Raw genomic sequence first — 14,706 nt, 5'->3', positions numbered from 1 at the left:
ATGAGTCTTTAATACTCGTGAATGAGTCTTTGATACTCGCGAATGAGTCTTTGATACTCGTGAATGAGTCTTTAATACTCGTGAATGAGTCTTTGATACTCGCGAATGAGTCTTTGATACTCGCGAATGAGTCTTTAATACTCGTGAATGAGTCTTTAATACTCGTGAATGAGTCTTTGATACTCGCGAATGAGTCTTTGATACTCGCGAATGAGCATCAAAATCTCAAGAATGCTATTATTCTCCTCTGTTCTCTATTCTCTTGCTTAAAGACTTAATATTAGCTCACCCCATCGACACGCCTTAGAATCAGACAATCAGGCGAAACGCCGAACGGTTTTACAACTAGAAGAAGATTTGCGGCGTATTCGAGATTAATCATATCTCTTACGCCCTAATGTCTTTTAAACCAATCCTGAACGCAGTGCGACGACTGCTGCTTTTACGCGATCGTCTACTGCTAATTTATTCATAATCCCCCGCACGTGAGTTTTAACAGTATTGGGACTAAGATAAAGCTTTTCGGCAATCTCTGGGTTGCTCAAACCGTCTACCATCAGTCTCAATACTTCTAACTCACGCTGAGATAGGTTAGCTGTATTTCCCTTAGCTGTGGGGGTGCGGAGATTTTCAATCACTCGCCGCGCAATTTGGGGATCGAGATAAGTTGCTCCATCAACTGCGGCAGCGATCGCACTCAAAAGTCGCTCTACACTAGCGCCTTTGATACAATAGGCATCTGCACCGCTAGACAAAGCCGCAATGATTTCTGTCTCCGTTTGGTGAGATGTCAGCATCACTACGTGAGTCTCTGGTAATGCGGCCTTAATTTGCTGTGTTGCAGCAATTCCATCGAGTCGCGGTAACCCGATATCCATCACTACCAAATCAGGTTTAAGTTTGAGTGCTGCTTGCACACCCAAATAGCCATCTTCTGCTTGTCCGACAATTTCCAACTGGGGATGAACCATTAATGATTGTTCCAGTCCCAGTTGCATCATTGGATCGTCTTCAACGATTAACACCCGCAACGGTGGCGCATCTGTTGGCAGATTTAAGAAGGAGCCAGTATCTGGAGACATTCTCAATTGGTTAGTATTTATCTGTTATCAGTTAGGGGTCATTAGTCACTTGTTTTTTGTCCTTTGTCATTTGTCCTTTGTCCTTTGTTGTTTATCTAATAGTCAATGACCAATGACCAATGACCCATGACTAATGACTAATGACCAATGACTAATGACCAACTTTTCTATTCTTCCACGCGATATCCTAACTCTGCTAAACTTACGCGAGACTGTCGCCATTTTGGCTGGACTTTGACGAACAATTCTAGGTATACTTTGCCCGAAATCAGCTTTTGAATTTGTTCGCGAGCTTCACTACCAATTGCTTTGAGCATCGAGCCACCTTTACCAATGAGAATTCCTTTTTGGGAATCTCGCTCGACATTTATCGTAGCGAGTACGCGGGTAATACTTGGGGTTTCTTCCACCATGTCAATGGCGATCGCTACTGAATGGGGAACTTCTTCGCGAGTTAACAGCAAAATCTGTTCGCGAATTAATTCGCCCATAATAAAGCGTTCTGGTTGGTCAGTTACCAAGTCAGGGGGATAGTAAAATGGTCCGTTCTCTAAATCTTGAATTAATAATTTTTGCAGTTCTGGCAATCCCACACCAGTCTTAGCGGAAAATTTTACTGATTGCCATTGGTGTGACTCAGCTAACTGTGTATAACTCTCATCTATAAATTGGGAGTCTGTGGGTTGTTGATCGACTTTGTTCACTCCCAAAATCACTGGCGTTTGACTACGACTCAGTAACTCAGCAATAAAGCGATCGCCTGCACCACAAGCCACCGTTCCATCTACTACAAATAGCACTACATCAACTGACTCAATGGCTATTTTGGCATTTTGCACCAGTACTTCTCCCAATTGATGATGGGGTTTATGAATTCCTGGTGTATCTACGAAAATTAGTTGCGCTTCTGGCGTAGTTAAAATACCTCTTAAACGATTCCGTGTAGTCTGCGCTACAGGGGACGTAATGGCAACTTTTTGTCCTACTAATTGATTCATTAAAGTAGATTTACCGACATTAGGGCGACCGATAATGCCGATGAAACCCGACTTAAATTCAGGAGGAGCCTGGGGAATTGAAACTTCTCCTGAAAAAGAGAAGATGTGATTATCAATACTAGTCACCTTTAGCTCCACCGTCATATTTTATAGTTGGGATAAGTTGTTTTTTTTCTTAGACAAGTAATAAACATAAGATCACCCTGGCATTTTTTGGGATTGCCTCTGCTTAAGTTTAATCTACTACTAAATCTATTGTGTTCCAATATTAAAAAAAGAGATAGGAGTATACAAACGCCAGGATTTTTTCTATCTTATAGGGTATTGATTTAACGAGAGTACTGTGCTGCAATTGTATTTTATTGTGTTATCAATACCGATCATAGAGAAGTCAATAGGAATTACTGAATAATTCCTAGTACAAATTCACCTTGATTCACAGCTTGATTAGTTGAAATGTCATAAACCAATCCATCGTGTTCAGCAAAGATATCAATCACCTGAGGTAATTGGCTTTCTTTGTTAAAACTGAGAATTTGATACAGTCTGTCTTTAACCTTGACATTACTACCCAATTCAACTCGGGATTGAATCATGCCGCCTGCGATCGCATAATATTTTATGACTTTGCTCTTAACTGAAAAAGCCATTTTATGATCTGTGGTTTGTGCTAGAGAAAAGTCATGGATTTGTAACACACCTTTTTGTGCTAAATAATTTTTTATACCTAAAATACCTTTGGCAACTGAATCAGGGTTCATCTGCATTCCTGCACCAAGTTCGAGTGTCCAAGCTTCGATATCAAATCTCATGTTTCTACCAAGCTGTTGAAAACAAGCTTCTAGTGCTAACCAAGGTTTGATAAATGCCTCATCAAAAGCATCACCATCATAGGGATTTAGTAAAATTCCATAATCAAGCAGAAAGTATTTTGCACTGTCTTCTCGATTTCGGAAGTAATAAAGATAGTTTATTGCTTGATTTGTCGAACTGTGTAAGTCAATCAAATAGTCTGCATCTAAACTGAGAGATTGTAGTTGGTAGCTAAATTGCTCAGTATAAGGTAGACCAGAAGCGGAATTAATTTTTTGTAAAATTTTGGCAAATCTTTGTTTAATTATAGTTAGATAATTTTGTCGGACGACCTCTCTATCAATATGAAGTTGAGATTTAGTAAAAGCTACTAAATCATCAGCTTCTTTCTCGTAATCCCAAAAGATGCGATTCCAGTCTTTAGCTTCGTAAACACAGTATCTACCAGCAGAAAAATGGTGAGCACGTTCATTTGCTCCCATCGGATTACAAACAGGAACCAACCAAATTTCTCCAGATAAATTTGTATCATTTATTGTTAGGAAAAACTCAATCAGTTGATGAATAACTGCATTACCAGCGATTTCTGCGCCGTGTAAGTTAGATTGAACGTAAACTTTTTTACCAGGATGAGCGCCGATAAATTTGTAAACTTGTAGAGATAGGCGATCGCCTGAAGCCATTTGACGTAAGAAAATCGTTTCAATAACTGGCAGCATGGAAGAATTCCGTGATAATTTACGCAGACTTTGGCTAAATATGTCCATAGAAGGAGGCATTAGAGAAGTATCTCCCCAATTCTTCAATTAGCCAAATAGTCATTAATAATTTTGGGTTACAGCAGTTTTCATTTACTTAGATCGCACTCCTACATTCTTTATATTGTGCTTCTTAGGTTGTGATCTACTCAAGTGAAGACTGCTGTAAATATATAAAACCTCCATTTTGGCGAACAGTTTAGCGATCGCGAACAATTAAATTCATTAATCCAGCAAAGGTAAGAACTGTCGAATCAAGCCAATTGTTACTGCTGGTAGTTCTAACTGTGGTGTTAATCCCACATCTTCTAAATGTTGAAACACTCGAATGGCTTGGGGATTGAGATCGGCGAGACGGCGTCCAATTTCTGGCCCAGTAAATTGCGACTTTTCTCCCCAAATAATAGCGGTGGGAGTGGTCAATTGCTGAATATATAAAGATAAATCAAAGCACAAATCGCCACGAACAAAAGACAGCGCGGTGTATTCAGCATTCGGCTGTTGTGCAGATTCTAGATAAGCATCGACAATTTCTTGGTAAACTCGGCTAGGTTGGGCAAATTGTCGTTGCTCTAAAAAAGTGCGAATACCGTTATCGGTAGCCACTCCCGTGCTGTACAACAAGCGATCTACAATCGGAACACTGGCTAACTGAGCAAAAAAGCTGCGAGAGTAGTCTTCACCAAAATCCGAAAGTCCAGCGGGAGTAGTGAGAATCAGAGATTTGAACAAATTGGGATGAGCGATCGCAACTCGAATTATAATCGCTGCGGTTAAAGAAGAAGCGATAACTGTTACAGGATTTATACAAGTTTGCTGCAAAAACTCCTGAATCGTTGTCAAATAATCTTCAATCTGATAATTCCGTCCTAAATGCTCAGATCTACCCCAACCTAATAAGTCTGGTGCAAGAATGCGATAGTCGCTGGCAAAGGCGGGATAAACTTTAGACCATTCGTAAGCAGAAGAACCACCACCAAAGCCGTGTAAAAACACTAAAGTCTCCCGTTCGCCTTTTGCGGTTACATCATGCTGCCAAAGTGAACCAGTGTTCGTGTAGTATACTATTCTCCCCAGCGAAGTAATTATCGAGCGTTGCTCAAATCCTAGTGGCTGAAACATAGGTATTTTTTGTTCACTGTTGTGGTTGCTTGGTAGAGGTGATATTTAAGCCACCTAAGTATTTATACTAAATTGCATTCAGAAATAACATCTAGAAATTGACAGGAGAAATTGAAATTCATCTGTTCTTCTGTTATCGATCTCCTTGATCCCTGAGTTACTATCCTAAAATGCAGCTTGGTATTACCTGTTGGCTTTAAACTCCTCACTATTATCGGTGAATCCATCATTCTTAGACTTCTCACCAACGTCAGATTAAGTAGATGTGAAATTACTGGATTATCTGTGAAGATATTGTGATGTTTTTGCTACACATACTAAGTGGTGTTGCTTGTATTTACCGCCCTATGAGGATTTAAGTAGGTAGCCTGGATAACTGGGTTATTAATTCTGGCATGGTTTTGTATGGTAATCTATCAGAAAGATTACGGATAATTTTGAACCTTAAGTTCTCAGCAAGACGCTGACTAAAAACAGCTATTAGTTCTCTAGCTGTAAACAGAAACAATAATTTTTGATGGAATTATTAAATTGATTATTCTATAGGAAATTTTAAGGCGGAGTGTCATGGTCAAGGAGGCTATTCTCAAAACAGATAAAATATTAAAGCTTGAAGACGCTAGATTTGGGTTGGACGGCTGTAATATCCACAACCAAGCTATAGCTTCAGAGTGGCAAGGTCAGGTGAAGGATGCAAAAGATGCATCTGCTACAACCCAAGAAAATACACCTACTTGTATCTCTTTGAACTTTGATGATTTGAAATGTTTTGAAACCGTTGAGCGCCAGTATGAGTCCTGGGGCGTAATTTTTCATAATTCTCTGGCAATACAACCATCCAATCCGGCGTTTCCCACCCACTCAGGGTTAAAAGTGTTGATGGGATCGCCTAAGAGTGGATTGTTAGAAGTTAGTTTTTTGCGACCAGTTAACTGGGTTAGTGCCTTGGTCACAAGTTCACAGCGGCTAGTACTTACAGCTTACGATCGCGATCGCAAACTAGTAGCCCAAACAGTACTACCAGGCTCAAATCTTGCCAATTCTGGCTCCTCTATACCCCCAAACACTCTATTATCTATAGCTGCGAATGATATTCATCATGTGAGCTTCAGTGCTTTTGACGGCCAATTTACCCTTGATAACTTTCGTTTTTGTTTTTAGCCCGTCCAAGTATTGTTAATTAAGGTATTATTAATTTTCGATGGCAGCTTGAGGCAGATGTACGCTCACGGGCGTTTAAAGCTTCCAGCTTAGCTAATGGCTATGCACCACCAAAAAATGGGTGTCTGCATTCTTCCTTCATATATAGTAAAACCTATAAACTAAACAATCTTGTAATTTAGTAGGTAAACACCGTGGCACAGGCTTTGTCTTCGTGGCAGCAATTAATTAACCAGCTTTCCAACTGGTCGCTTCCAGATCTTAAGACAGGAGCCTCAAAGCAGCGAAATTTTAAGCGATTCTCTGGGCCAGGAGGCGTTCTTAGTTTCCTGACAATTATCGTTGCTATGCTGTTGTGGAACTGGAAACTTCTGTTGGCGCTGGTTATTGGCGTTGGAGTAATGTTATCAGTTTACTCAATGCAGAAGTGGGACTGGCAACAGCGCTGGTCTCAGATGCAGGGGTTTTTCACCGGGCCCAACCGTCGGTTAGTCTTAGCAGTTAGTACTGGTGGGATTGCCACTTTTACTACTTACATCGCAGCCGCAATCTGGTTTGACTCCAACAGTCCTTGGATTGCTTCTGGTGTTATTGTCCAAGGTTTGGGAACGGTATTAAGTTTAATTTTGTTGGTCTGCCAAATTGTCAATTTTTATGGAATTCGCGAAGAAGACCACCTCGATCGCTTGTTGGACAACTTAACCGAATCAGACCCCTTAAAGCGTTTGATTGCTGTGCGACAATTAACTAAATTGATCGGTCGCAAACGGGTTGATGCTTCGGTGCAGCAAAATGTGGTTGAATGCTTGCAACTTTTACTGACTCAGGAAGAGGAAGCCGTAGTTCGGGAAGCAGCTTTTGAAAGTTTGCAAACCTTAGATAGCTCGCAAATGCCACCATCTAGCAAAACAAGTATTTTTATTCCTGTATCTGCAAAACTCAAAACTCGAATTCCTTCTTAAAAATTCATTTCAAGCGGTAAAGTATTTCACCCGCTTTTGGTACAAGCAAAATGCCTTCATCCTCCCGGTTAGCCCATTCTGCTAGTCGAATGCTAGCCGGGTCACGATAGTTTAAGTTATGAGCAGCACAGCGTTCAGGAGAAATACCAGTAGCTAGAGTCACCCGAATCCGTGCTTGTTCCCCTGCTATGGGATCAAAAGTGCCCATACCTTTCAAGTGAGTACTATGGGCTAGCACTCCCGCAGGATAGCCTTGGAATTTATCCCACTGTTTAAGAAAGTAATCTCGCACATGATAGCCAACTTCGGCTAATATTTCGCCGTGTGTATAGCTAAACTCGGTAATATGAGGGGCATAAATAATTACCTCACCACCATCAGCTACTACTGGCTCTAACTTGTACATTCCTTTAGCCGCTGTCCAAATGTCGTCATACATTTCGGGCATGACTGAAAGCACTTGTTTAAAAGGCTGAGCTACATATTTAATATGCACTTTAGCTGATAAGTTTGCAGCGTCTTCCCAGGCTGATTCTGGTTTATCTATATAAAGTCCAGCTAACTGATTGGTTCCTGGGGAAACTACCATCGCTAGGCAAAGTTTCTGAGTAGAAATCATGCTAGCAGCGCGGTTTATCAAGCGTCGAACTGGTGTTAGTCCTGGTGTACCAATAATTTCGTAACAGGTAATTAAGGCTCCCAACCAGTGTGAAAGATTAATTACTTCCTGACCACTAATACCGGGGAAAAAATATTTATTTCCACCAGAAAAACCGACAACTTCGTGGGGAAAAACTGGGCCACAAATAATTATCAAATCATATTCTGTTACCAGCTTATTAATACGCACATCAACTTCCTGACGCAGCATTCCACCGCTGATTTCTGCTATTTCATCTGCGGAAATTACTCCACAAGAAATAAAGGTATCTGGTAGATTCCAAAGGTGGTTAAAAATTTGAACGTTTTTAAATGTAGTTCCTCGCTCTTCTGGTGTTACCCCAACTAAACGATTAATTTGTGCTTCACTCATGGGATTATGTGTACCCAGAGCGATTAAAAAATCTAGTGCAGCTACTCTATTACCCAATTCTTGATGGAGTAATCGAAACATTTTAGGTATGGGAGCAGTGCGGGTTCCATCGGGAATTAATACGAGGATGCGCTGTCCATTGAACTGAGGATCTGCCAAAGCTTGATGAACTAGTTCGGCAACTTGCTCATCTGAAAGTGTTCCGTTAGTTACGGCTAGTGAATACATTTTTACACTCCGCTGTAGATACTAAAGCCACCGTCTATAGGTACCACTACCCCGTTGATAAAACTAGAACCAGAACTGCATAACCAAATCAAAGTGCTGAGTAATTCCTCTGGTTCGCCAAAACGCCCAGCTGGGGTATGGTCAATGATTTTTTGCCCGCGATCGCTTAAACTTCCATCTGGATTTAGGAGTAAATCTCGATTTTGCTCCCCAATAAAAAAACCTGGTGCGATCGCATTGACTCGCAATCCATCTCCATACTTTTGGGCAAGTTCTACAGCTAGCCAACGCGTAAAGTTATCTATAGCCGCTTTCGCCGCAGAATACCCAACCACCCGACTGATTACACGAATAGCAGACATCGAAGAAATATTGACAATACAACCACGAGGCTGATTTCTTGCCACCATTGCTTGACCAAAAACCTGGCTAGGTAGTAAAGTCCCGACTAGATTTAGATCAACCACTTGCGCAAAAGCTGCGTGTGGCATATCAAAAAAATTCGCATCAGCAGTAATTGTGGCAGCCGGAATATTGCCACCAGCGGCGTTAATCAAGATATCTATCTGACCCCAATGCTTTAAAACAGAATCTCTGGCTATTTCTAATTGAGAGCGATCGCTCACATCAGCCAGCACAGCCATACTTTCCCCACCGTTGGCGGTAATATCAGATACTACTGCTTTTGCCCGTGCCTCATTGCGACCGAGAACAACCACTCGCGCTCCCGCAAGGGCTAAACCTCTAGCCATAGCCCCACCAAGCACACCAGAACCGCCTGTAACTACTGCTACCTGGTCTTTGAGGCTAAAAAGCTTATGCAAAATTAAATCTGGTTTATTTAATAAGTCTGTCATTGATAATTCCTCTGGGACTGACTCAAAAACTCTCTCAAACTCTTATTTCTCCGTGCCCTCTGTGTCTCTGCGGTTCGTTGTTGTCTCACGCAGGATAGACGCAAAGATTAATTCAATTTGTAAGCACTCTTCGCAAGGTCATAAGCTAAAGCGTGAGCCATTTCGTAACCTTCCTCTTCCTCAACTAACCCACGTACTACTAATCCAGCTAACCAGTTACAAGCTACACGTCGCCAAACCGTGTGACGGGCGGGAATGGAAACAAAAGCGCGTGTATCATCGTTAAATCCAGCGGTGTTGTAAAGACCAGCAGTTTCCATCACCCGATCGAAGTAGCGTTCCATACCATTGACGCTATCGTGAAACCACCAGGGCGGCCCAAGCAGTACAGCAGGATAATGACCAGCTAAGGGCGCTAGTTCCCGGCTGTAAGTGCTTTCATCCAATCCAAACAGAATTAGGTGGAAGTCTTTATGGTTACCGTAGGCTGATAACAACGGACGTAAGTTTTGAGTCCACTCTATTTGCAAGGGAATATCAGCACCTTTATCAGCTCCAAACCGATCAAAGATTGCTGGATTATGGTTGCGTGTGATACCACAATGCATCTGCATCACTAAGCCATCTTCTACACTCATCCGAGCCATTTGCATAAACATATGACCCGTAAATTGCTGTGCATCAAATGAATCGAGCTTGCCAGTTAATGCTCTCGCAAAGATAGCTTCGGCTTCTTGGTCAGAAAGTTGCGTAGTATAAGGTGTAGCTGCGCTATGGTCGGTAGCTGTCGCACCCATTTTTTTAAAGAAAGCCCGACGTTCTTCTAAAACCTGTATAAAAATAGCGTAACTGCTGATTTCCTTACCTACAGTGCTTTCCAACTTGGTAAGATTCTCACGCCAACCGGGAGTGTCTAAGTTAACTACTGCATCTGGTCGAAAGGTAGGCCTAATTTGAGTCCAACCTTCTTGGTGTAAAGATTGATGGTGCTCAAGGCGATCGCTAGCTGCATCGGTGGTACAAAGTACTTCAATATGAAAGCGTTTGAATAGCGCCCGGGGTGAGAACTCAGGCAAAGCTAACTGTTCTGCCAGGTAATCGTAGATATATCCAGCATTACGAGAATTTAAAGGCTCATCCACCCCAAAAACGTTGGTTAATTCTTCTTTTAACCACAACCCAGAGGGAGTACCCCGGAATAGATAAAAATGATCCGCGAAAAGCTGCCAGATTTTGCGGTGGTCTGTTTCCACTGGCGAACCATCGTTAGTAGGTATGCCGAGAGCTTCCAGAGCTACGCCCCGACTGTAAAGCATACGGAAAATGTAGTGATCGGGGATAATCAATAATTCAGTCGGCGAACCAAAACGGGCTGCTGGATTAGCTAACAAGGCTGGGTCTACGTGACCGTGTGGGCAGACCAATGGTAGAGAACATATGCTGTCAAAAAATTGACGGGCTAGTTGTCGTTGAGTTGGTTCTGGAGCAAAACAGCGATCGCGAGATAAACTCCATGTTTTAGTTAACATCTTTTTATCCGATTAAAGTTAGTTAATGATTCTCAATCAGTCGGCAGCAATTCTTGACCTGTAATCAATCTGGCTCCACGTTTGCGGGTGATATAATTCCATGCCCACTGGAGCATCACGATTAATTTATTGTCAAACTCAATTAAGAAGTAGATATGAATCAATAGCCAAAATAGCCATGCCAAAAAACCTGTAAGTTTGATAAAACCTAAATCTACAACGGCGGAATTGTGCCCAATCATCGCCAAACTACCGCGGTCGATGTAAGAAAATTGTGGCAAGGTTTTATTGTGTAACCGCTGTTTAATTAATGCTGCTACATATTCCCCTTCCTGCTTGGCTACAGGTGCAACACCAGGTAGAGGTTTACCATTTTGATGAGAAAAATTTGCTAAGTCACCAATTACAAAAATATTCGGATAGCCTTTAATACTTAAGTCAGGTTCAACGATGACTCGCCCGACGCGATCGCATTCTACACCTGTGCGTTCTGCTAATACTTTCCCGATGGGTGAGGCTTTAACGCCTGCTGCCCATAATATGGTTTTTGAGGCAATCTCTTTCACCTCATCCTCTTGTTTGACGGTAACAATATCATTTTCAATATTCGTTACCAAGGTTTTTGTCTGCACTACCACACCAAATTGCCGCAGAGATGCTTCTGCTGCTTGTGATAATTCTGGTGCATAAGGTGGCAGGATGCGATCCATACCTTCTAGAAGTAAAATTTTTGTTTCTGATGTGTCGATGTTGCGGAAATCTTGTTTGAGGGTTTCGTATGCTAAATCAGCAAGTGCGCCTGCTAACTCTACTCCAGTGGGACCACCACCCACAATTACAAAAGTTAACCAAGCACGGCGTTTTTCTATATCGGTTTCTTTTTCTGCTGCTTCAAATGCCATAAAAATTTGGCGGCGCATTTCTATCGCATCTTCTACAGTTTTCAAACCAGGGGCAAATTCTTCCCATTGGTCTTTACCAAAATAGGAATGCTTTACACCTGTGGCAATAATTAACGTGTCATAGGGTATTGCTTGATCACCCACGATCGCTTTTTGAGCTTGAGGATCAATATCCCTCACTTCTCCCAAGATTACTTTTGTATTCTTGCTCTTACTAAGTACTGCTCGCAAAGGTGAAGAAATATCAGCAGGTGATAGCGTACCTGTGGCAACTTGGTATAGGAGTGGTTGAAATAGGTGAAAGTTGCGTTTATCGATGAGAGTTACGTTTACATTAGCTTTAGCAAGTGACTTTGCAGTGTACAGTCCACCAAAGCCACCACCAACAATCACAACTTGATGAGGTAAATTATTCTCAATTGAACCTATCATAAGGCATATTTTTCGGTGTTATAGGTCAGAGATTGGTATTAATAAATCTGTATTAAAATACTAAATGATCAATTCTTTAGCTACAAGGCTAGCTCATCTTTTGAGTTATAGGAAATTTGAGATATATAGTTTTGATATAGGTTGAAGATCTACAACTCACAATAAACTTGAACTCTTGCATTTTTAAAGTTCCAAGCAAAATGATAGCGCTCTCTAAAAGCTTAAATAACTTTGCACTTTTTTCAGAGCATTTTAGCTTTTACTTAAACGCCGCACTACTACCTCGCTTGAGCAAATAAGGAGATAAAACATAGTTTTCTACAGTTTTTTCCTCTAATAAATCGAGTAACATTTGCATCGCAGAGCGACCAATTTCTAACATTGGTTGGCGGACTGTGGTGAGTGGGGGCGTAACGTAACCGCCTAGAGCAATACCATCAAATCCCACCAGGCTTAAATCTTGGGGTACCGAAATACCTAGTTCTTGGCACGCTAAGAGAGCGCCTACCGCTATCATATCGTTGTAACAAAAGATGCCTGTTACCCCAACAGCGACTAGTTTGGTTAGCATCTGTTGACCAGTAACAACATCACTTGTTCTGACATTATATTCATCACTAATTGCTACCCAATCAGCCTTTTGGGGTAAACCAGCTTCACTTAGAGCCTTTTGATATCCTTCTAGACGCTGCTGGTTTGACCTGCTGCGATCGCCTACACCCAGGTAACCAATAGATGTGTGTCCAAGGCTTAATAGATGTTCTACGGCCAATCGAGCACCCAAGCAGTCATCTACTGTCACTGAGTGAAATATTTCGGGTTGATCTTCAGTTTGGCTGTGAATAAAAACTGTTGGCACAGCAATTGGCCCTAACTTGTTCGTATCATGTTTACTAATTCGTGAATCAGCTACTAAAATACCGTCAACTCTCCGGCGATGAAAATTATCAATAGCCGCTATTTCCAAATCAACATCTCGGTGTGAAGTACTCAACAACACACTTAAACCTGAGGTTCTGGCTATCTGTTCTATTCCTTCTACTACCTCCGCGAAAAAGGGATCTGCTATTGAAGTGACGACTACTCCAATAGTATTAGTACGTTGAGTTTGCAAACTTTGAGCAATACCATTAGGAACATACCCCATCTCCCGCGCCAGTTGCTTAATTTCTTCTTTCACCTTAGGGCTAATGAGATTGCTATCTCGCAAAGCACGTGAAACCGTGGTATGAGAAACTCCTGCTTTTCGAGCAATATCTTCTATGGAAATTTTTCGTTTACTCATTTATTATCTTACTTTAACTATGCACACGTGTGCATTATAATATTAATTATTAGAAAAATTTAGCCACTTGTCAAATGATTATTCTAGTAATGGGTGTTTCTGGATCTGGTAAAACTACTATAGGAAATTTGCTAGCAGACTCTTTAGGCTGGACATTTAGCGACGCCGACGCTTTTCATTCGCTAGAGAATATAGAGAAAATGCAGCACGGTATCCCCTTGAGTGAAGCCGATAGGATACCTTGGCTGCAAGATTTGCAAACAGCGATTAAATCTTGGCTGCAAGAAAATAAAAATGTGGTGCTAGCGTGCTCGGCATTAAAAGACAGTTATCGCCAATTTCTTGTAGTGGATAGCGAGCGCATCAAGCTAGTTTACCTTAAGGGATCTTATCAGTTGATTCAAAAGCGATTGCAAAAGCGTCAAAATCACTATATGAGTGATGTCCTTCTCGACAGTCAGTTTCATACTCTTGAAGAACCATTAGACACTATATGTATAGATATTGCAGAGCCACCTCAGAAAATTATCCAAAACATCAGAACGGCTTTGGAAATTTAGCTGACCGCAGAATTGAGAATTTAGCAGTAAAACAGGCGTTATAGCTGGTTTTGCGGCTTGAGTTGTGTATTTCATCAAATTGAAATCCACTGTAAATAGACAATATTAATTGCATTTCTACGAAAACGCGGTATTTTGATAGTTAAATCACATGAGATATCAATCTAAATATAAATATAAAAGCGATCGCCTAACTGCGATCGGAGGAGGAAACTAGTGTTTTTAAGATTAGCGCAAGAACATCGGCAATTTGTCCAAGACTTAGTGATGAGCCTGCAAGCCTTGGCAATTGTACTTGAGCAACGTGGCTATGTAGCATCTTGTTATACATGCGGCGGCAAAATGAACAGTGGTTCATTTATGGTTAGCTTAGGAGATAACCACCTGATTCGGTTTTTAGTATCTGATTACGGCATTACTTGGACAGAAATGAAGGATGACCGCGAATTAATGAAATTGGAGGGTGCAGAAGCAATAAATCAATTACAGGATTTGGCTAATATTGCGAAAAATCCTCATAAAGGTCATCCCATTAACATGATAAATACAGCGGATTGCAATTTGATAAAGTAACAAATTAGGTCTAAAATTTAGGACTATAGGCTTTTTTACTTGTAAATTCTGAATCTTGCTGTAATTCTTGTTGTGTGCATCAGCACACCTAATATAGGAATCCGTTTGACTTTTGAAAAACGACCTACTCCTCTATATCCAGTTTTTCTTGTTCTCTTTATTTAGGAGTAAGTTCGCAAATTAAAGAGGAGCGCTCTAAGCTCGACTTTATCCATTTTTACAAAACCCAAAACTCGACGCTGAACCCATTGCGGGACGTTAGTTTTAGTTTTTGAACTCGATGGTTAATCAGTGACATGGAAAAAGTATTTGCCAAAAAACCGGGATTTTTGCTGGATAAGGAAAGCCGAGTTCTTAATTTTGGATAAAGTCGAGCTAAGAGGATGTTTGAAAAGTTTTCAATGATGTAGT

At 41.2% G+C, this 14,706-nt stretch carries 15 protein-coding genes; 5 read left to right on the top strand and 10 right to left on the bottom strand.

Annotated features, from left to right (window positions below):
- A partial coding sequence (locus BV372_RS37115) for a hypothetical protein (protein ID WP_086687129.1) occupies window positions 1–278 on the top strand: 278 nt, incomplete at its 5' end.
- 126 nt (window positions 279–404) lie between these two features.
- Here the strand turns inward: BV372_RS37115 and BV372_RS14065 are convergent.
- The 4 genes from BV372_RS14065 to BV372_RS14050 all read right to left on the bottom strand — a co-directional run bounded on the left by BV372_RS14065 (window position 405) and on the right by BV372_RS14050 (window position 4,773).
- Entirely contained in the window at window positions 405–1,082 is a 678-nt protein-coding gene (locus tag BV372_RS14065) for a response regulator transcription factor (RefSeq protein ID WP_086687126.1), read from the bottom strand.
- Window positions 1,083–1,249: 167 nt separating this feature from the next.
- Entirely contained in the window at window positions 1,250–2,224 is a 975-nt protein-coding gene (gene era, locus BV372_RS14060) for a GTPase Era (protein ID WP_086687125.1), read from the bottom strand.
- Between the two features lie 257 nt (window positions 2,225–2,481).
- A complete protein-coding gene (locus BV372_RS14055; RefSeq protein WP_086687124.1) occupies window positions 2,482–3,612 on the bottom strand; it encodes a succinylglutamate desuccinylase/aspartoacylase family protein in 1,131 nt (376 codons plus the stop codon).
- 264 nt (window positions 3,613–3,876) lie between these two features.
- Complete coding sequence (locus BV372_RS14050; RefSeq protein WP_086687123.1) at window positions 3,877–4,773, bottom strand: alpha/beta fold hydrolase; 897 nt, start codon at window positions 4,771–4,773, stop codon at window positions 3,877–3,879.
- Between the two features lie 567 nt (window positions 4,774–5,340).
- On the opposite strand from BV372_RS14050, the gene BV372_RS14045 reads away from it, so the two are divergent.
- A complete protein-coding gene (locus BV372_RS14045; protein WP_086687122.1) occupies window positions 5,341–5,934 on the top strand; it encodes a hypothetical protein in 594 nt (197 codons plus the stop codon).
- Window positions 5,935–6,128: 194 nt separating this feature from the next.
- The gene (locus BV372_RS14040; protein ID WP_086687121.1) at window positions 6,129–6,896 is read left to right on the top strand and encodes a HEAT repeat domain-containing protein; all 768 of its coding nucleotides are present in this window, start codon (window positions 6,129–6,131) and stop codon (window positions 6,894–6,896) included.
- Between the two features lie 4 nt (window positions 6,897–6,900).
- Here the strand turns inward: BV372_RS14040 and BV372_RS14035 are convergent, their stop codons facing one another.
- The 5 genes from BV372_RS14035 to BV372_RS14015 form a co-directional block, all read right to left on the bottom strand.
- Complete coding sequence (locus tag BV372_RS14035; protein WP_086687120.1) at window positions 6,901–8,157, bottom strand: lactate racemase domain-containing protein; 1,257 nt, start codon at window positions 8,155–8,157, stop codon at window positions 6,901–6,903.
- A 2-nt stretch (window positions 8,158–8,159) separates the two neighbouring features.
- Window positions 8,160–9,014: an SDR family oxidoreductase gene (locus BV372_RS14030; protein WP_086687119.1), complete on the bottom strand. Its 855-nt coding sequence runs from the start codon at window positions 9,012–9,014 to the stop codon at window positions 8,160–8,162.
- Between the two features lie 107 nt (window positions 9,015–9,121).
- Window positions 9,122–10,543, bottom strand: coding sequence for a glucuronate isomerase (gene uxaC / locus BV372_RS14025; protein WP_086687118.1), 1,422 nt, complete (start codon window positions 10,541–10,543; stop codon window positions 9,122–9,124).
- A gap of 32 nt (window positions 10,544–10,575) precedes the next feature.
- The gene (locus BV372_RS14020; RefSeq protein WP_086687117.1) at window positions 10,576–11,877 is read right to left on the bottom strand and encodes an NAD(P)/FAD-dependent oxidoreductase; all 1,302 of its coding nucleotides are present in this window, start codon (window positions 11,875–11,877) and stop codon (window positions 10,576–10,578) included.
- 259 nt (window positions 11,878–12,136) lie between these two features.
- Entirely contained in the window at window positions 12,137–13,162 is a 1,026-nt protein-coding gene (locus BV372_RS14015) for a LacI family DNA-binding transcriptional regulator (RefSeq protein WP_086687116.1), read from the bottom strand.
- A gap of 74 nt (window positions 13,163–13,236) precedes the next feature.
- Between BV372_RS14015 and BV372_RS14010 the strand changes: the two genes are divergently transcribed.
- The gene (locus tag BV372_RS14010; protein ID WP_086687115.1) at window positions 13,237–13,722 is read left to right on the top strand and encodes a gluconokinase; all 486 of its coding nucleotides are present in this window, start codon (window positions 13,237–13,239) and stop codon (window positions 13,720–13,722) included.
- Between the two features lie 216 nt (window positions 13,723–13,938).
- Window positions 13,939–14,295, top strand: a complete 357-nt coding sequence (locus BV372_RS14005) for a DUF1815 family protein (RefSeq protein ID WP_086687114.1) — start codon at window positions 13,939–13,941, stop codon at window positions 14,293–14,295.
- Window positions 14,296–14,512: 217 nt separating this feature from the next.
- Here the strand turns inward: BV372_RS14005 and BV372_RS37110 are convergent.
- On the bottom strand, window positions 14,513–14,706 hold a 194-nt coding region (locus BV372_RS37110; RefSeq protein ID WP_218776724.1), incomplete at its 5' end, for a hypothetical protein.

This window comes from Nostoc sp. T09 (genome assembly GCF_002154695.1).
Lineage (GTDB): Bacteria > Cyanobacteriota > Cyanobacteriia > Cyanobacteriales > Nostocaceae > Aulosira.
Note: the sequence above shows the minus strand (reverse complement) of the source record. Positions and strands in the feature narration are given on the sequence as shown.